This is a genomic window from Micromonospora sp. NBC_01392 (genome assembly GCF_045040125.1).
Lineage (GTDB): Bacteria > Actinomycetota > Actinomycetes > Mycobacteriales > Micromonosporaceae > Micromonospora.
On record NZ_CP109549.1, the window covers coordinates 2,085,450 to 2,103,739 of the forward strand.

At 74.9% G+C, this 18,290-nt stretch carries 16 protein-coding genes; 7 read left to right on the forward strand and 9 right to left on the reverse strand.

Annotation, left to right across the window (positions count from 1 at the left end):
* Positions 1-46 precede the first annotated feature (46 nt).
* Positions 47-1,021 carry an Acg family FMN-binding oxidoreductase gene (locus OG767_RS09750; RefSeq protein ID WP_405093091.1) on the reverse strand — a complete coding sequence of 325 codons (975 nt, stop codon included), beginning with the start codon at positions 1,019-1,021 and terminating at the stop codon, positions 47-49.
* 176 nt (positions 1,022-1,197) lie between these two features.
* Between OG767_RS09750 and OG767_RS09755 the strand changes: the two genes are divergently transcribed.
* A complete protein-coding gene (locus OG767_RS09755; protein WP_181572435.1) occupies positions 1,198-1,836 on the forward strand; it encodes a response regulator transcription factor in 639 nt (212 codons plus the stop codon).
* A 12-nt stretch (positions 1,837-1,848) separates the two neighbouring features.
* Here the strand turns inward: OG767_RS09755 and OG767_RS09760 are convergent, their stop codons facing one another.
* Together OG767_RS09760 and OG767_RS09765 are read right to left on the reverse strand one after the other, a co-directional pair.
* Entirely contained in the window at positions 1,849-3,516 is a 1,668-nt protein-coding gene (locus tag OG767_RS09760; protein WP_405094175.1) for a GAF domain-containing protein, read from the reverse strand.
* Positions 3,517-3,604: 88 nt separating this feature from the next.
* A complete protein-coding gene (locus tag OG767_RS09765) occupies positions 3,605-4,615 on the reverse strand; it encodes an Acg family FMN-binding oxidoreductase (protein ID WP_405093092.1) in 1,011 nt (336 codons plus the stop codon).
* A 170-nt stretch (positions 4,616-4,785) separates the two neighbouring features.
* Here OG767_RS09765 and OG767_RS09770 point away from each other — a divergent pair, with 170 nt between their 5' ends.
* Entirely contained in the window at positions 4,786-7,125 is a 2,340-nt protein-coding gene (locus OG767_RS09770; RefSeq protein ID WP_405093093.1) for a heavy metal translocating P-type ATPase, read from the forward strand.
* Positions 7,126-7,172: 47 nt separating this feature from the next.
* Here OG767_RS09770 and OG767_RS09775 read toward each other — a convergent pair whose 3' ends face one another.
* From OG767_RS09775 to OG767_RS09800, 6 genes are all read right to left on the reverse strand, one after another.
* A complete protein-coding gene (locus OG767_RS09775; protein WP_405093094.1) occupies positions 7,173-8,036 on the reverse strand; it encodes a universal stress protein in 864 nt (287 codons plus the stop codon).
* Positions 8,033-10,435, reverse strand: a complete 2,403-nt coding sequence (locus OG767_RS09780) for a phosphoketolase (protein ID WP_405093095.1) — start codon at positions 10,433-10,435, stop codon at positions 8,033-8,035. The genes OG767_RS09775 and OG767_RS09780 overlap by 4 nt, the downstream gene beginning before the upstream one ends.
* Positions 10,436-10,563: 128 nt before the next feature.
* Positions 10,564-11,391 carry a universal stress protein gene (locus OG767_RS09785; protein ID WP_405093096.1) on the reverse strand — a complete coding sequence of 276 codons (828 nt, stop codon included), beginning with the start codon at positions 11,389-11,391 and terminating at the stop codon, positions 10,564-10,566.
* Positions 11,392-11,456: 65 nt separating this feature from the next.
* Positions 11,457-12,281: an oxidoreductase gene (locus OG767_RS09790; protein WP_405093097.1), complete on the reverse strand. Its 825-nt coding sequence runs from the start codon at positions 12,279-12,281 to the stop codon at positions 11,457-11,459.
* Positions 12,278-12,841 (reverse strand): TetR/AcrR family transcriptional regulator, encoded by a 564-nt coding sequence (locus OG767_RS09795; RefSeq protein ID WP_405093098.1) that lies wholly within the window; start codon positions 12,839-12,841, stop codon positions 12,278-12,280. Before OG767_RS09795 ends, OG767_RS09790 begins: the two co-directional genes overlap by 4 nt.
* A 66-nt stretch (positions 12,842-12,907) precedes the next feature.
* Positions 12,908-13,708, reverse strand: a complete 801-nt coding sequence (locus OG767_RS09800) for a PP2C family protein-serine/threonine phosphatase (RefSeq protein ID WP_405093099.1) — start codon at positions 13,706-13,708, stop codon at positions 12,908-12,910.
* 102 nt (positions 13,709-13,810) lie between these two features.
* Here OG767_RS09800 and OG767_RS09805 point away from each other — a divergent pair, with 102 nt between their 5' ends.
* From OG767_RS09805 to OG767_RS09825, 5 genes are all read left to right on the forward strand, one after another.
* A complete protein-coding gene (locus OG767_RS09805; RefSeq protein WP_107159391.1) occupies positions 13,811-14,047 on the forward strand; it encodes an HTH domain-containing protein in 237 nt (78 codons plus the stop codon).
* The gene (locus tag OG767_RS09810; RefSeq protein WP_405094176.1) at positions 14,047-14,622 is read left to right on the forward strand and encodes a Clp protease N-terminal domain-containing protein; all 576 of its coding nucleotides are present in this window, start codon (positions 14,047-14,049) and stop codon (positions 14,620-14,622) included. The genes OG767_RS09805 and OG767_RS09810 overlap by 1 nt, the downstream gene beginning before the upstream one ends.
* A gap of 91 nt (positions 14,623-14,713) precedes the next feature.
* Complete coding sequence (locus tag OG767_RS09815; RefSeq protein WP_405093100.1) at positions 14,714-15,721, forward strand: diacylglycerol/lipid kinase family protein; 1,008 nt, start codon at positions 14,714-14,716, stop codon at positions 15,719-15,721.
* Complete coding sequence (locus OG767_RS09820; RefSeq protein ID WP_405093101.1) at positions 15,714-16,715, forward strand: YihY/virulence factor BrkB family protein; 1,002 nt, start codon at positions 15,714-15,716, stop codon at positions 16,713-16,715. The genes OG767_RS09815 and OG767_RS09820 overlap by 8 nt, the downstream gene beginning before the upstream one ends.
* A gap of 76 nt (positions 16,716-16,791) precedes the next feature.
* The gene (locus tag OG767_RS09825; RefSeq protein ID WP_405093102.1) at positions 16,792-18,282 is read left to right on the forward strand and encodes a phosphatase PAP2 family protein; all 1,491 of its coding nucleotides are present in this window, start codon (positions 16,792-16,794) and stop codon (positions 18,280-18,282) included.
* Positions 18,283-18,290 lie beyond the last annotated feature (8 nt).

Genomic DNA, 18,290 nt, shown 5'->3' on the forward strand with positions numbered 1-18,290 from the left:
CGTACCACCGGATCGACCGCTGTCGCTCCGGTCGCGGTGCCGGCGGTCAGGCCCGCGCGACCGGCAGGTCGAGCACCTCGTCGACCGGGCGGCGCGGGGTGGCGCGGCCCGGTTGGCCGTACCCGACCCGCATCACCATCTGCGGCGTGCCGAACCGGCCCAGGGACAGCCGCAGCGCCTCCCGCGCGGCCGGCACCTCGATCGGCTGGGAGAGCATCGACACGGCGAGCCCGGCGTCGGTGGCGGTGAGCAGCACCCGTTGCAGGGCCTGCCCGGCGACGACCTGGTCGGTGCCGGTGTTGCCGGGGGTGCCGAGCACGGCGACCAGCGGCTCCGGTTCGAAGTCCCGGCCGGGCGCCCGGTTGCGTCCGCCGAAGCCACGCTGCGGCAGCAGGTCCTGCGGTTCGGTCTGCGGGCCGCCGGCGGCGGCCGGCACGCCGTCCGGGGCCGGCTCGGAGCGGATCCACGCCAGCCGCTCGGCCACGTACGCGGGGTCGCGTTCCAGCACCCGGTGGGCGCTGCGGGCGACCTCGGCGAACGCGTTGACCGCGCTGGTGCCGATGACCAGTTCCAGCCAGCACTGCTCGGCGCGGGCCGCCTCGCCGAGCCGCCAGCGGGCCTCGGCCGGCACCGGGTCCGGCCAGAACGGCGCCCGGTTGCTGAACCGGCGGCCGATCGCCCCGTACAGGCTCTGCTCGGTCGGGGTGGGCCGGCGCGGCACGTCCGGCGTCAGCCGGGCCACCACGTCCGGTTCGGCGGGGTACGGGCGCAGCCGGACCGTCGCCGGGGTGCCCGCCACGGCCAGCGCCAGCCGCAGGTTGAACAGCGCCGCCCCGCACGCGATCCGCGCGCCCCAGCCGGTCGGGTCGGTGGCCGGCAGGCCGCGCAGCGGGTCGACGGCGACCTCGATGCCGCCGTCGTGCAGTCGGAACCGCCACGGCTGGGTGTTGTGCAGCGACGGCGCGCGTACCGCGTCGGTGACCGCGGCCCGCAGCTGCCCGACGGTGTATTCGGTCGTCATGGTCGTGCTCCCTCCGTACGGCGTCGGGCTTCCGGTTCCTACGGTGCGTCACCGGAAGCGGCCCTGATCAGGGCCGGAGGTCCCCACCTGGGCGGGTCCGACCGGCCCGGGGCGGCGCGTCGACGACGGGACCTTCGGCCCGTGCGGGGGTGGCGGGCAGCGGGTAGAAAGGACTGATGATCCGGGTGTTCCTGCTCGACGACCACGAGGTCGTCCGTCGTGGCCTGGCCGATCTGCTGACCAGCAGCGGCGACATCGAGGTCGTCGGCGAGTCCGGCCTGGCCCAGGAGGCGACGCGGCGGATTCCCGCGCTCCGCCCCGACGTGGCGATCCTCGACGCCCGGCTGCCCGACGGCAACGGCATCGACGTGTGCCGGGACGTGCGCGCCGTGGACTCGTCCATCAAGGGCTTGATCCTCACCTCGTACGAGGACGACGAGGCGCTGTTCGCGGCGATCATGGCCGGTGCGGCCGGCTACGTGCTGAAGCAGATCCGCGGCACCGACCTGGTGGACGCGGTCCGCCGGGTGGCGGCCGGGCAGTCCCTGCTCGACCCGGCGATCACCACCCGGGTGCTGGAGCGCATCCGCAGCGGCGTGGAACAGCCGCGGGAGCTGAAGTCGCTCACCGAGCAGGAACGGCGGATCCTGGAGTATGTCGCCGAGGGGCTCACCAACCGTGAGATCGCCGGCAAGATGTTCCTGGCGGAGAAGACGGTGAAGAACTACGTCTCCAGCGTGCTGGCGAAGCTGGGTCTGGAGCGGCGCACCCAGGCGGCGGTGCTGGCCACCCGGCTGCTCGGCAAGACCCACTGACCCCCGGCCGGGTCAGTCGAGCGGGACGCCCCAGCGCAGCTCGGTGCCGTGCGGCTCGACCCGGCGCAGGGTGAACTCCCCGCCGAGCCGTTCGGCCCGCTCCCGCAGGTTGACCAGGCCGCTGCGGGCCGCCGTCGGGTCGCAGCCGATCCCGTCGTCGGTGACCGTGATCTCGACCCGGCCGGCGTGCACCGCGACCCGCACCGACACCCGGTCGGCCTGCGCGTGGCGGACCGCGTTGGACAGCGCCTCGCGCAGCACGGCCACCAGCTCGGGACGCAGCTCGTCCGGGACGGCGCTGTCGATCGGGCCGACCAGGTCCAGGTCAGGCCGGTGCCCCAGCGTCTCGGCGGCCACCTCGATCGCCTCGCGGATCTCGGTGCGCAGCGCCGCGCTCATCGGGGTGCGCAGCTCGAAGATGGTGCGGCGGATGTCGCGGATGGTGGCGTCCAGGTCGTCGACCGCCTGGTTGATGCGCTTCGCCACCTCGGGTCGGGCGTTCATCGCCCCGCTCTGGAGTTGCAGGCCGGTGGCGAAGAGCCGCTGGATCACCACGTCGTGCAGGTCGCGGGCGATCCGTTCGCGGTCCTCCAGCACCACCAGCAGTTCCCGTTCCTCCTGGCCGCGTGCCCGCTCCATGGCCAGCGCGGCCTGCCCGGCGAAGCTGGCCAGCAACGCGAGGTCGTCGTCGCCGGCCGGGCCGTGGTCGGGCCGGTGCGCGATCACCAGGACGCCGTGCAGCGTGTCGGCGGCGGCGAGCGGGGACACCACCGCCGGGCCGGCGACCACCGGCTGGGGCCAGGGCGCCGCCGCGGCCAGGTCGTCGACCTGTTCGTGCCGGCGCTCGGTGGCCGAGCCGGCGAAGCTGGTCTCGCCGGCCGGCAGCACCGCACCGACCAGTTCCCGGGCGATCGGGTCCGCGCCGTCGACCACCTCGACGGTGAACTGCGCCTCGTCCTCGTCGTAGAGCAGCACCAGCGCCAGCTCCGCCTCGGCGACCTCGCGGGCGCGACGCGCGACGAGCGACAGCGCGTCGGTGCGGCGCACCTCGCCCAGCAGCACGGAGGTGATCTCCGCGGCGGCGGCGAGCCAGCGTTCCCGCCGGTGTGCCAGCGCGTAGAGGCGGGCGTTCTCGATCGCCACGCCGGCCGCGGCGGCGAGCGCGGACACGATCTCCTCGTCGTCCTCGGTGAACTCGGCGGCGCCCTGCTTCTCGGCCAGGTAGAGGTTGCCCCACACCTGGTCGCGGATGCGCACCGGCACGCCCAGGAAGCTGTGCATCGGCGGGTGGTGCGGCGGGAAGCCGTACGACCGGGGGTGCCGGGTGATGTCCGGCATGCGCAGCGGCTTCGGCTCGTCGATGAGCAGGCCGAGCACGCCCCGCCCGTGCGGCAACTCGCCGATGCGCGCGTGCAGCTCGGCGTCGATGCCGTGGACGATGAAGTCGTGCAGCATGCGGTCCGGCCCGATCACCCCGAGCGCGCCGTAGCGGGCGCCGGCCAGCTCGCACGCCGACCGCACGATCCGCTGCAACGTGCTGCGCAGGTCCAGGTCGGAGCCGATGCCGACCACCGCGTCGAGCAGCGCGCGCAGCCGTTCCCGGCTGGTGACCACCTCCCCGACCCGGTCGAGCATCTCCTGGAGCAACTCGTCGAGACGGACCCGGGACAGCGGGGACAACCCGAGCGACGGCGTGACGGGCTCGTGCCGGGGGTTCGGTGCGGCGGCCACCGGGCGATGCTATCGCCCGGTGGCCGCCGTCGACCCGTCAGGACGGCTGGTCGCGGACCGCCGAGGTGTCGACGGTCTGCGCGGCGTCCAGCCGCGGGGTGTGCGGCGGGCCGGCGTGCTCCGGGTCGGCCAGACCGAGCCGCATGCTCAGGTAGGGGTGGCCCAGGCCGGCCAGCGTCTGCCGGAGCACCTCGCGGGTGCCGTCGACCTCGACCACGCCGGAGAGCGGCACCAACGACACCCCGTGCCGGGTGGCTTCGAGCCAGGCGGCGGAGAGCGCCTCACCGGCGCGCAGCCAGCTCAGCGGCTCGTCCTCGGCGCCCCAGAGGATGGCGTAGACGGCGGCCTTGTCGTGGCCGGGGCCGATCGGCAGCGAGCCGGGGGTGCCGAAGTCGCGGCCCGGCACGGTGGTCTGCGCCGCCTGGTCGGGCAGCACCTCCGGCGGCAGGCCGGTGCCGGTGCCGGCCCGGGTGGTCCAGTACGCCAGCTCCTCGCGCAGCTCCGGGCTGTCCGCCTCGACGGCGGCGGCCTGCTGGGCGGCGCCGGCCAGCTCGATCTTCTGCATGTCGTCGAGGATCTGCAGGTTGACGCCCTCCCGGGTGGCGGCCCGGTCGATGTCGCCCAGCACGGCGGCGGGGATCGGCTCGTCGCTGACCGGACGCCGGTCGGTGTGCCGTACCCGCATGCACTGCACCAGGCGCATCGCGTCCGGGTCGGCGCCGGTGTGCCGCAGCCCGGTGAGCCGGGCCATCAGGTCGGGCTGGTGCGGGTCGGGCAGGCGCTCCACCACCGGCGTCCAGCCCTCGGCGGCCAGCGCCATCCGGGCGTGGTGCAGCGCCGCGCCGCAGCTCACCACCAGCAGCCGGCCCTCCGGATCCATGGCGCTGAGGTGCCGCTCCCGGACCACCCGCAGCTCCAGCGCGTCGGGCAGCACCGTCCAGTGCCAGGGCTGGGTGTTGTGCACCGACGGGGCGTGGCCGGCCGTTCCGGCGGCCTCCGCGAGCGCGGTGGTCAGCGGGCGATCGGTAGCCGGCGTCTCGTGGCTCATCGTCACGACCTTTCCTGTTTCTCCCCATCGTGCCCCACGCCCGGGAGGCTCGGGTGGGGTTGCCGCTCCATCCTCGGGCATGTCGGATCGGGTCGCACGGGGTCCTTCGGCCCCTCGGATTACCCGCGTTCGCCCTACCTGCCCCGCTTCGGCACTGAGACGATCCGCACGTGGGGACCGAACCGCGCGAATGCGTACCCGAACGGCCAGCCCGCCCTCGACGGGCCGCGACCGCCGAGTGGGCCCCGTTGGCGCTGCTCACGCTCGCCGTGCTGGGCGGCGCCGCGGCCTGGTTCGCGGGCGCGCGGGCCGCCGCCGACCTGGTCTGGGCCGCGGTCACCGTGGTGGCGCTCGCGCCGGCCGCCTGGACCATGCTGCGCCAACTGTGGCGCCGGCAGTTCGGGGTGGACGTCATCGCGGTGCTGGCGCTGCTCGGCGCGTTGCTGGTGCGGGAGTACCTGGCCGGCGCCGTGATCGCGGTGATGGTGGCCACCGGGCGGGCGCTGGAGGAGTACGCCCGGCGCCGGGCCACCCGCGACCTGCGGGCGCTGCTGGAACGCGCGCCCCGGCAGGCGCGGCGGCGCACCGCGGACGGCGGGATCGAGGTGGTGCCGCTGGACCGGGTGGTCGCCGGTGACCGGCTGGTGGTCGGCCCCGGTGACGTGGTGCCGGTGGACGGCACGGTCGAGGAGGCGGCCACGCTCGACGAGTCGGTGGTGACCGGCGAGTCCCGGCTGGTCGGCCGCGCCGTGGGGGAGCAGGTGGCCAGCGGCGTGGTCAACGCCGGTGCCGGCTTCGGGCTGCGGGCCGACCGCAACGCGGCGGAGAGCACGTACGCCGGCATCGTCCGGCTGGCCGGGGAGGCCACCGCGCGCAAGGCCCCGATGGTGCGGCTGGCCGACCGGTACGCGGCCGGGTTCGTGCCGTTCACGCTGCTGCTCGCCGGCCTGGCGTGGCTGCTGTCCGGCGAGTTCGTGCGGGCGGTGGCGGTGCTGGTGGTGGCCACCCCGTGCCCGCTGCTGCTGGCCACCCCGATCGCGGTGGTCTCCGGGCTGTCCCGGGTGGCCCGCCGGGGCGTGCTGGTGCGCGACGGCGGCTCGCTGGAGCAGCTCGGTCGCGCCCGTACCCTGCTGCTGGACAAGACCGGCACGCTCACCGCCGGCCGGCCCCGGGCCGCGGAGACCGTGGTCGCGCCGGGCGGCGACCGGGACGAGGTGCTGCGGCTGGCCGCGTCCGTCGAGCAGCTCTCGCCGCACGTGCTGGCCGCCGCGCTGGTCCGGCAGGCCCGCGAGCAGGGGTTGCCGCTGGCCGGGCCGACCGACGTGACCGAGGAGCCGGGGCGCGGCGTGACCGGCCGGGTCGACGGCCGGACGGTGCGGGTCGGCCAGCTCGACGGCGAGCCGCCGGCGTGGGCGGACCGGGTCCGGGACCGGGCCGAGCGGTCCGGCCGGTCCACGGTCTGGGTCAGCGACGAGCACGGGCCGCTGGGCGCGATCCTGCTGGAGGACCCGGTCCGCCCGGACGCCCGGCGGACCGTGCGGCGGCTGCGCGAGGCGGGGCTGACCCGGCTGGTGATGGTGACCGGCGACCGTCCGCGTACGGCCCGGCAGGTCGCCCAGGTGGTCGGCGTGGACGACGTGATCGCGCGCTGCGCGCCGGCGGAGAAGGCCGACCGGGTACGCGCGGAGTCGGCGCGGGCGGTGACCGTGATGGTCGGCGACGGCGTCAACGACGCCCCGGCGTTGGCCGAGGCGCACGTCGGGGTGGCGATGGGCGCCACCGGGGCGACCGCCTCCGCCGACGTGGCCGACGCGGTGCTCACCGTGGACCGGCTGGACCGGCTCGCCGACGCCGTCGAGATCGCCCGGTACGCCCGCCGCATCGCGGTGCAGAGCGCCACCGTCGGCATGGGCCTGGCGGTGTTGGCGATGCTGGTGGCCGCCGCCGGCCGGCTGCCCCCGGTCGCCGGCGCGTTCCTCCAGGAGGGCATCGACGTGCTGGTGATCCTCAACGCGCTGCGGGCGCTCGGCGGTGGGCTGCGGCAGCGGGAGGTGCCCGCGCACACCCGGGAGTTGCTCGACCGGTACGAGCGCGAGCACGGCGGCGTCCGGGACGTGCTGGCCCGGTTGCGGGACACCGCCGACCTGGTGGCGACCCGCCCGGACGACCCGGGGTGCGTGCCGGCGGTGCGGGACGTGCACCGGCGCCTGGTCGACGAGGTGCTGCCGCACGAGGCGGCCGAGGAACGGCAGCTCTACCCGGCGCTGGCCGGCCCGCTCGGCAGCGACGAGGCGACCTCGACGATGAGCCGGGCGCACGTGGAGATCGTCCGGCTGGTGGAGCGGATCGGCGGGCACCTGGCGGCGTTGGACGGCGGACTGCCCGCCGAGGAGGTGCCCGACCTGCTCGCCGCGCTGTACGGCCTGGACGCGGTGCTGCGCCTGCACCTGGCCCAGGAGGAGGAGGACTACTTCTCGCTCAACCCGTCCGACGGGCCGGCCGGGCGTTAACAGGGGCCCCCTGCTCTGCCGAAAGCGTTAACAGGGGGCCCGGCCTTTCACTCGCGCACGACGGCGACGGGGCAGTGCGCGTGTTGGATGAGCTGCTGGCTGACCGAGCCGAGCAGCATGCCGCGCAGCCCGCCCCGGCCCCGGCTGCCGACCACCACGAGCTGCGCCGCCCGGCTCGCCTCCACCAGCAGCGACGCCGCGCTGCCGGGCACCGCCGAGATCTCCACCGGCACGTCCGGGAAGGTCTCCCGCCACGGCGCCAGCTCCGCCTCGGCGGCGGTCCGCTCGCCGGCGGCGACGTCCTCCGGGTCGAAGTCCGGCGGCGCCCACCGGTCACCCGGCGGCTCCCAGACCCGCAGCACCCGCAGCGGCACGTCCCGCTGGGCGGCCCGCTCCACGGCGAAGTCGAGCGCCCGCAGCGCCGAGGGGGAGCCGTCCGAGCCGACCACCACCGGCCCGGACGTGGCGGCCTGGCCGTCGCGGACCACCACCACCGGGCAGTGGGCGTGCGCGCTGACCGAGACCGCGGTGGAGCCGGCGAGCAGGCCGCCGAAGCCGCCGTGCCCCCGGCTGCCGAGCACCAGCATCCCGGCCCCGGTGGAGCGTTCCTGCAACACCAGCGCGGGCGGGCCGTCGAACACCTCGCCGTGCACGGTGATGCCGGGCCGCTCGGCGGCGGCGTCCGCCGCCGCCTTGCGGACCAGTTCCTCGACCTGCCGGCGGGCGTTCTCGTCCGGCCAGATGCCCGGGGCCACGCCGGGGCCGATCCAGCCGGCCACCGTCAACCACTCGAAGACGTACGCCAGCCGCACCGGCCGGCCCGACCGGCCCGCCTCGTCCAGCGCCCAGTTCAGGGCCACCGACGCGTCGGTCGAGCCGTCGTAGCCGACCACGATCTCCTCGTTGCTCATGCGTCACCCTTCACGGCCGGGTCGGTCTCGCGGATCCAGCGCCACTCGGCGACCCGGGGGTCGTCCTCGCCGTACTCGCGGGTGTGGTCGCGGCAGGCCTGGCGCGCGTCCACCATCTCCTGGCGCAGGTGCGCGGCGCGCGAGCGCAGCCCCGGCACCCGGTCGATGGTGTCGATGACCAGGTGGAAGCGGTCCAGGTCGTTGAGCATCACCATGTCGAACGGCGTGGTGGTGGTGCCCTCCTCCTTGTAGCCGCGCACGTGCAGGTTCTCGTGGTTGGCCCGGCGGTAGGTGAGCCGGTGGATCAGCCACGGGTAGCCGTGGTAGGCGAAGATGACCGGCTTGTCGCGGGTGAAGATGGTGTCGAACTCGTTGTCCGGCAGGCCGTGCGGGTGCTCCGAGGGCGGTTGCAGGCGCATCAGGTCGACCACGTTGACCACCCGCACCTTCAGGTCGGGCAGGTGCCGGCGCAGCAGGTCGGCGGCGGCGAGCGTCTCCAGCGTCGGCACGTCGCCGGCGCAGGCGAGCACCACGTCCGGCTCGGCGTCGTCGTCGGTGCTGGCCCAGTCCCAGATGCCCAGGCCGCGGCGGCAGTGCTGGACCGCCTCCTCCATGGTCAGCCAGGTCGGCGCCGGCTGCTTCCCGGCCACCACCACGTTGATGTAGTGCCGGCTGCGCAGGCAGTGGTCCATGGTGGAGAGCAGCGTGTTGGCGTCCGGCGGCAGGTAGACGCGGACCACCTCGGCCTTCTTGTTGACCACGTGGTCGATGAAGCCGGGGTCCTGGTGCGAGAAGCCGTTGTGGTCCTGCCGCCAGACGTGGCTGGAGAGCAGGTAGTTCAGCGAGGCGATCGGTTCCCGCCAGGGGATGTGCCGGGTCACCTTGAGCCACTTGGCGTGCTGGTTGACCATCGAGTCGACGATGTGGATGAACGCCTCGTAGCTGGTGAAGATGCCGTGCCGGCCGGTCAGCAGGTAGCCCTCCAGCCAGCCCTCGCAGAGGTGCTCGGAGAGCACCTCCATCACCCGACCGTCGGGGGAGAGGTGGTCGTCGCCGGGCTCCCGGCGGCCGACGAACGCCCGGTCGGTGACCTCGAACGCCGCGCCGAGCCGGTTCGAGGCGACCTCGTCCGGGCCGAACAGGCGGAACGTCTGCGGGTTGCGGGCGATCACGTCGCGTACCCAGGGGCCGAGTGTGCCGGCCGCCCCGGCCACCGTGCCGCCGGGCTCCTCGACGTCGACGCCGTAGTCACGGAAGTCCGGCAGCTCCAGGTTGCGCAGCAGCTTGCCGCCGTTGGCCACCGGGTTGGCGCTCATCCGCCGGTCGCCGGTGGGCGGCAGCGCGGTCAGTTCGGCGACCGGGCCGCCGGTGGCGTCGAACAGCTCCTCCGGCCGGTAGCTGCGCAGCCAGCGCTCCAGCTCGGCCAGGTGCGCCGGGTTGTCGCGTACCTCGGCGATCGGCACCTGGTGGGCGCGGAACGTGCCCTCGACCTGCTTGCCGTCCACCTCCGCCGGCCCGGTCCAGCCCTTCGGCGTGCGCAGGACGATCATCGGCCAGCGGGGACGCTCGACCTCGCCGCCGGAGCGGGCCCGGCGCTGGATCTCGGCGATCTCGTCGACCGCCCGGTCCAGCGTCGCGGCGAGCAGTTGGTGCACCGCCGCCGGGTCGTCGCCCTCGACCAGGTACGGCTGGTAGCCGTAGCCGCGCATCAGGTCGCGCAGGTCGTCGGCGGGGATCCGGTCCAGCACCGTCGGGTTGGCGATCTTGTAGCCGTTGAGGTGCAGGATCGGCAGCACCGCCCCGTCCCGCGCCGGGTTCAGGAACACATTGGACAGCCAGCTCCCGGCCAGCGGGCCGGTCTCCGCCTCGCCGTCGCCGATCACGCAGGCGACCAGCAGGTCCGGGTTGTCGAACGCGGCCCCGTACGCGTGGCTCAGCGCGTACCCCAGCTCGCCGCCCTCGTGGATCGAGCCCGGCACCTCCGGCGCCACGTGGCTGGGGATGCCGCCGGGGAACGAGAACTGGCGGAACAGCCGCTGCATGCCGGCCTCGTCGCGCGGGATGTGGTGGTACAGCTCGCTGTAGGTGCCCTCCAGCCAGGTGTTGGCGACCAGCGCGGGGCCGCCGTGGCCGGGGCCGGTGACGAAGATGGCGGACAGGTCCCGGTCGACGATGACGCGGTTGAGGTGCGCGTAGAGCAGGTTGAGGCCGGGGCTGGTGCCCCAGTGGCCGAGCAGGCGGGGCTTGACGTGCTCGGGCCGGAGCGGCTCGCGGAGCAGCGGGTTGTCGAGCAGGTAGATCTGCCCCACGGTCAGGTAGTTCGCGGCCCGCCAGTAGGCGTCCAGCCGGCGCAGCTCGTCGTCGGTCAGGGGGCTGTGCAGGTCCAGCGCGGTGTCCATGCTGCGTTAGCCTCTCGTGGCTCGGGGTCGGCTGCCACCCGGGGAGGAGACGTCCGTCCCCGGCGCGTCCACCCTCGCCCCCGGGCGGGGGTGTCGGTCAGGGCCGTAGGTCCCGGGTCGGGCGGGCGTCATGCCCCCTCCCGGGCGCCCGGGTCGAGCCCCCGGACGACGATCAGCGGGGCCGGCGAGTGGTAGAGCAGGGCCTGGCTGACCTCGCCCAGACTGGACCGCACCGGCCCGTCGCCGCGCGCGCCGACCACCGCGAGCTGCGCCGACCGGGAGCGGTCGAGCAGGACGTCGGCGGGTACGCCGCGGACGGTCTGGCAGTCGGCGGCCACCCGGGGATGCCGCACGGCGTGCCGGTTGACCGCCGCTTCCAGCAGGCCGTCGTCGGGGTCGCGGCGATCCGGTTCGACCACCCGGACGGCGAGCAGTCGAGCGCCCCGGCGTTCGGCGCAGTCGAAGGCGTACCCGAGCGTGTGGCGGGCGCCCGGCGAGCCGTCGTAGCCGACCAGCAGCGGCCCGGGCGGGGCCGGCTCGGACCGGCCGACCAGGACCGGACAGCCGGCGCGGGCGGCCAGCTCGACCGCGGGCGCGTCGGCCGGTACGCAGGCCGGGCAGGTGGAGCTGCCGCCGTCACCGAGCGCGACCAGGAAGGCGGTGCCGGCGGCCCGTAGCAGCGCCTCGACCGGCGAGCCCTCGACGATCTCGCCGCTCACCGGCACCCCCGGCGCGGCGTCGGCGGCGAGCTGGCCGGCCCGTTCCAGCAGTCGCTCGGCGTCGATGCGGGTGCCGCCGGCCGGGGCGGGGCCGCCGGTCGCGGCCCAGTTGAACGCGTGCATCAGGTGCAGCGGCCGGTCGTGGGCGGCGGCCTCGCCGGCGGCCGTGCGGACCACCGTCAGGCCCTCCGCCGACCGGCCGACGCCGACCACCACCGCGTAGCTGGGTGCGGCCATTCCGGCTCACCTCCCGACCGCGTTCTTCACCCACGGTAGTCGGGTGGCCGGTCGGCCGGACCGGGTCAGCGGAACTGGAGGCGGTTGACCGCGTCGAAGAACCGGGCGCCGAACAGCCGGCGGGTGTGCACCATCGCCCAGGCGGCGGTGGTGACCAGGTAGCGGGTGCGGGGGCGACGGGCCAGCACGGCCCGCTCGATCACCCGGGCCACCGCCTCCGGCGGGGCGGCGAGCGCCGGGTTCCGGTAGGACTTCGCCATCGACGCGTCGACCGCGGCCACCATTCGGCGGTACGGCCCGGTCGGCTCGGTGCCGGCGCCGAGCGAGGACGCGGCGACCGCGCCGAAGCCGGTGCGGATCAGGCCCGGCTCGATCACCGCCACGTCCACCCCGAACGGCCGCACCTCCTGGCGCAGCGCGTCGGAGATCGCCTCCACCGCGTACTTGCTGGCGTGGTAGTAGCCGCCGCCGGGGAAGACCAGCCGGCCACCCATCGAGCTGACGTTGACGATCCGGCCCCGGCCGGCCCGGCGCATGCCGGGCAGCACGAGCTGGGTGAGCCGGGCGAGCCCGAAGACGTTGGTCTCGAACTGGGCCCGCACCCGGTCCATCGGGGCCTCCTCGATCGGGCCGTACTCACCGTAACCGGCGTTGTTGATCAGCACGTCGACCTGGCCGTGTGCGGCTTCCACCGCGGCGACGGCGGCGCGCATGGACGCCTCGTCGGTCACGTCGAGGGCGAGCAGCCGGGCGCCGGTGTCGGCCAGGTCGGCGATCGCGTCGACCTTGCGGGCGGTGGCGTACACGGTGAGGTCGGGGCGGCGGGCGAGCCGCGCGACGGTGGCCCGGCCGATGCCGGAGGAGGTGCCGGTGATCAGGACGGTGGTCATGCGTGGTCTCCCGGAGAGGTCAGGCCGGCGACGAGCAGCGCGACGCCGTCGCGCAGCCGCTGCCGGGGCAGGTCGGGGTCGGTGAGGTCGGCCTCCAGGCCGCGGGTGAGCGCGACGAGCACGTCGGCCACCGCGCGGGCCCGGGGCCCGGCGGCGTCCGCCAGCGTGCCGGCCACCAGGTCGGTCATCTCGGCGGTGTACGCCTCGACGAGATCGCCTGTGAGCTTGCCGCTGGCGTCGAGCAGCTCGGTGGCGTGTGGGCTGTCCCGGTGCAGCGTGAGCGTGAGTTCCAGCTTGGCGGCGAGCACGTCGTGCAGCCGGTCGGCCAGCTCGCCGCCTCCGGTGGCGGCGGCCTGCCGGGCCCGGTCGAGCGTCTCGGCGAAGAGCCGCTCGGCCAGTCGCCGGTAGGCGTCGTTCTTGTTGCGCACGTACTGGTAGACCGCCGGCCGGGACATGCCGGCGGCGGCGGCGATGTCGTCCATGGTGGTGCGCCGCATCCCGTGCCGGGTGAAGCACGCGTACGCGGCGGCCAGGATCGTCTCCAACCGGTCGTTCGACATGCTGACAAGTTTTGCACAAAACGTCAGGACGTCAACCGTGTCGCCGGTCACGCCCGGGCGGGGTGGTCAGCGGGGGGCGGGCAGGGCGGGGTGCACGCGTACCACGACGGCGGTGGCGTTGTCCGCGCCGCCGGCCGCCAGGCTGGCGTCCAGCAGTGCCCGGACCGTCCGCGCCGGCTCCTGGCGGGCGGCCAGCAGGTCCCGCAGCCGGTGGTAGCCGAGCTGGTCGCTGACCCCGTCGGTGCAGAGCAGCCAGGTGTCCCCGCTACGCAGCCGGGCGGCGAGCAGGTCCGGTTCCGGCTGGTCCGGGTGCCCGACGTAGCGCAGCAGTTGGTAGCGGGCCCGGGCCGCCTCCGGGGAGTCGGCCGGCCACCAGCCGTGCAGCAGCCCCAGCCAGGCCATGGTGTGGTCCACGGTGACCAGCTCCAGCAGCCCGTCGCGCAGCCGGTACGCCCGCGAGTCGCCGAGGTGCACGAGCCAGCCCCGCTCGCCGTCCGGCTCGACCACCAGTGCGGTGAGCGTGCACCCGGTCAGCCCGGCGTGCGGGGCGCCGGCCCGGCGGACCCGGCGCTGGGTCTCGGCGGCGGCGGCGTGCAGCCCGGCGGCGTCGACGACCGGCCACCCGGCGCGGACCCGCCCGACGAACGTCTGCGTCGCGGTCGCGCCGGCCGCCCGGCTGCCCTCGCCCTCGCCCATGCCGTCGCAGACCACGGCCAGCGGCAGTTCCTCGTCGACGTGCAGCACGTCGTAGTTCGCCGGGTAGCGGTGTCCGACCACGCTGCCGCCGGCGACCTCCAGCGTGAGCCGCCCGGCGGTCAGCCGGCGGGTGGCCTCGACCGGCCGGTCCGGTGGGCGGCGCTGGAACACCAGCGGACCGTAGCACCGGCACGGGCGGCGAACGGGCAGGTCGGGGCGTGTCTCGTGTCAACCGGGGTTGACGCCATGGCGCTGTCAACCTACATTGACAGCATGAGTCAGGCAACGGAACTCGCGGCGGCCGCCGGCAGCACCGACCCGAAGGTCGGCCTGCGGGCCGTGCTCGCCCTGCGCCGGCTGCTCGAACGGCTCGAGGTGGTCCAGGTGGACAACGCCCGGCGACAGGGCTGGTCCTGGCAGGAGATCGCCGACGCGCTCGAGGTCAGCCGACAGGCGGTCCACAAGAAGCACGCCGGACGGCCGGCGGTGCGCGAAAGCTGGGAGGCGTGATGTTCGAACGATTCACCGACCGGGCCCGGGCCGTGGTGCACCACGCGCTCGTCGAGGCACAGGCCGAGGGCCGGCGGCCGGTCGGCACCGAGCACCTGCTGCTCGGCGTGCTCGCCGACCGCGACAACCTGGCGGTACGGCTGCTGTCGGCCGACGGCGTCGACGCCGACGCCCTGCGCGCGGCGGTGGCCCGCCACACCGCGCAGGGCGTCGACGGGCTCGGCGCGGCGGACGCGGCGGCGCTGCGCGAGATCGGCATCGACCTGGCCGCCATCGTGGCCCGGATCGAGGAGTCGTTCGGCCCGGACGCGCTCCGCGAGGCGACACCGCGCCCGCGCCGGTGGTGGCGTCGCCGGCCCGACAGCGGCCGGTTCTCGCCCCGGGCCAAGAAGGTGCTGGAGCTGTCGCTGCGCGAGGCGCTCCGACTGCGCCACCGGCACATCGGCACCGAGCACATCCTGCTCGGCCTGCTCCGGGAGGGCGACGGCCTGGCCGCGCAGGTGCTCACCGAGGCCGGCGTCGACGTCGACGACCTGCGGCGACGGGTCGACGCGGCGCTGCGCGAAGCGGCCTGACCCCCCGCCGGAATCCAAACCTGATTGCGGTCCTCGTAACGACCCCGCCCGCCGGGTCGCCGCCGCGCCCGGTGTCCTGCACACTGACGCCGTGGACGGTGCAGACGACAAGCTTCCGGTGACCGCCGAGAACCCGACCCCGCGCTCGGCCGTGGTGGTGAACCCGGTGAAGGTGGCCGACCTCGACGAGTTCCGCCGGATCGTGGACGGCGCGCTCGACGCGGCCGGCTGGCCGGCCCCGACCTGGTACGAGACCACGGTCGAGGACCCGGGCCGCGGCCAGGCGGAGGAGGCGGTGAAGGCCGGCGCCGAGGTGGTCTTCGCCTGCGGCGGCGACGGCACCGTGATGGCCTGCGTGACCGCGCTGGCCGGCACCGACGTGGCGCTGGCCGTGCTGCCCCAGGGCACCGGCAACCTGCTCGCCGCCAACCTCGGCCTCTCCGGCGACCTGGCGGCCGGGCTGGAGGTCGCCGTGGAGCGCGGAATGCGCCGGCTCGACGTCGGCGTGGTCGACGACCAGTGTTTCGCGGTGATGGCCGGGATGGGCTTCGACGCCCAGATGCTCGACTCCACCTCCGAGACCACCAAGAAGCGGATCGGCTGGCCGGCCTACCTGGTCGGCGCCGCCCGCCACCTGCGGGACCGGCCGATGCGGGTCTCGGTCCGCATCGACGACCGGCCGCCGCTGCGCCGCCGCGCCCGCTCGGTCCTGGTGGCCAACGTCGGCCGCCTCCAGGGCGGGGTGCGCCTGCTCACCGACGCCGAGCCGGACGACGGCTGGCTCGACGTGGCGGTGCTGACCCCGCGCACGCTCGGCCACTGGGTCGCCATGGGCTGGGCGCTGGTCCGCCGCACCGGCAGCGTGCCCCGGATGGAGGTGTTCCGGGCCCGCACCGTCGAGATCGCCAGCAACCGGGCCCAGCCCCGGCAGCTCGACGGCGACCTGATCGAGCCGGGCCGCTCGCTCACCGCCACCATCCGGCCCGAGTCGCTCTGGCTCTGCGTGCCACGCCCGGCGGACCACCCCGACCTGGCGGAGGACGCCCAGGCCGCCGCCGAGCGCGGCGAGCGTCTGATCGACGAGGCGCGCCGTGAGTAGCACCAAGCTCGTCCCCGAGACCCGGTTGATGGCCGAGAACGAGCTGTCCGCCGACGACGCCTGGCGCACCCTGCGCCGGCACGGCGGCTGGTGCCTGCTGCGCGACGCGTTCATCCGGTTCCGCTACGGCGACGGCTTCAGCCACTCCCGGGCCCTGGCGTTGCAGCTCTGCCTCGCCGTGGTGCCGTTCCTGATCGCGCTCACCGGCCTGATCACCGACCTCGGCGCGGACGAGGGCGGCAAGGTCGTCGCCGACACGGTGCTGGCGATCACGCCGGGCCAGAGCGAGACGGTGGTGCAGGAGCTGCTCTCCGACACCGACCGCACCGAGGACGCCGGCGAACTGGCGCTGACCCTCGGTCTGATCACCGGGCTGGTGGCGCTGACCACCACGATGGCGCAGATCGAGCGCGGCGCCAACCGGATCTACGGCGTGGAGCGGGACCGCCCGGCGTTTCCCAAGTACGTCCGCGCCGCCGTTCTCGCGGTGGTCGCCGGCGTGCCCGCGCTGACCGGGTTCCTGATCCTGGTCGGCGGCGGCGCGCTGGGCGACTCGGTGCGCCGGCACTACGAGTGGGGCGACGTCGCCACCGTCGTCTGGGACGTGGTCCGCTGGCCGCTGAGTCTCGGCCTGACCGTGCTCGCCGTGGCGGTGCTGTTCCGGCACGCGCCCCGACGCAAGCAACCCGGCCTGTCCTGGCTCTTCTTCGGCGCCGGCATCGCCATCGCGCTGTGGTGGCTGGCCAGCCTGCTGCTCGCCGCGTACGTCAAGTACAGCGGCGGTTTCGGCCAGACCTACGGCGCGTTGACCGGCATGATGGCGCTGCTGCTCTGGGCCAACCTCACCGGCATGGCGCTCTTCGGCGGGCTGGCCTTCGCCGCCCAGTTGGAGGCCATGCGGATCGGGGTGGAGGAGCCGGCCCAGCCGGATCTGTGGGAGCCGGAGGCGCAGCGCGAGGAACTGTTCGACACCGGGGAGATGACCGCGCTCTGACGCCGCGCCGACGCGGCGTGTGAGAGCCGCGCCGATCGGGTACAGCGCGCCTCGCAGAAGAAAAGGGAGGTGCGGTGTGACCGCGGTCAAGGAAGCCGGGCGCCGGCCGCTCGGCCACTTCGCCGAGCGGAGCCTCGTCGGGCTGCTCGCGGTGGCCGGCGCGGGCGTCGCCTTCGGCGTGCTGCTCATGCTCGTCCGGTTCCGCTGGAGCCCGCTCCAGGACGCCGACCACGCGGCGGCCGAGTGGTTCAACAACCTCGTGGCCCCGCACCACCCGCTGGTCACCGTGCTCCAGGCGATCACCGACCTGGGCGGTCGACCGGTGCTGATCTGGCTGATCACCATCGCGGTGGTGGGCCTGCTGATCCGCCGCCAGTCCCGGCTGGCGGTCTACCTGATCGTCACCGGCGTGGGCGGGCTGATCCTCGACCCGTCGCTCAAGGCGCTGGTGGGGCGGCTGCGCCCGGTGGTGGACGTGCCGATCGCCAGCGCCCCCGGCAACAGCTTCCCCAGCGGCCACGCGCTCGGTTCGTTCGTCGCGTACGGCGCGCTGCTGCTGGTGTTCCTGCCGGCCATGGCGCCCCGCTGGCGCAAGCCGGCCATCGCCATCGCCGCCGTGCTGGTCTTCCTGGTCGGGCTGACCCGGATCGCGCTGGGCGTGCACTTCGTGTCGGACGTGCTCGGCGGCTGGCTGCTCGGCGCGGCCTGGCTCGGCGTCACCGCGTACGCGTTCCGGCTGTGGCGACGCGAGCGCGGCCGGCCGGTGCCGCCGCTGAGCGAGGGCCTGGAGCCGGAGGCGGGCAAGGAGATCTCACCCGCCCCGGCCGAGGAGAAGGTGCTGGAGCACCCCCGCTCCGCGGTGGCCGAGCTGCTGGTCGGCTGGGTGATCGTCTTCGGCGTGCTGTACGCCTTCGGCATGTACGTCAGCTACCACGCCAAGGGCACGTTCTTCGACACGCTCGACACCGAGGTCCCGCGCTGGTTCGCCGCCCGGCACACCGACGCGCTCACGGACCTGAGCTGGTGGTGGAGCAAGTTCGGCGACACGCACGCCATCCTGCTGGTCTCGCTGGTGTTCTGCCCGATCGTGCTGGCCCTGTGGCGCCGCTGGCGGCCGGTGCTGTTCGTGGTGCTGGCCATGTTCGGCGAGCTGAGCCTGTTCCTGTCCAGCGCCCGGGTGGTGGAGCGGCCCCGCCCGCCGGTGGAGAACCTGGACGGCCAGATGCCCACCTCGTCGTTCCCGTCCGGGCACATCGCGGCGACCATCTGCCTCTGGGTCGCCATGGCGATCATCGTGTTCCCGCGTACCGACCGCTGGTGGCGGTGGCTGTTCGTGGCGATGGCGGTGATCATGCCGGTCGGCGTGGCGACCTCCCGGATGTACCGGGGCATGCACCACCCGACCGACTTCATGGGCGCGATCCTGCTCGGCACGCTCTGGCTGTCGCTGCTCTGGTGGGTGATCCGGCCCAACGCCGACGTCGCCCAGGGCAACCAGCCGGCGATCGAGTCCGAGCAGGTGGACGAGCTGGACGACGAGCTGGCCAAGGCCGGTCGGCCGGACTGACGACGACG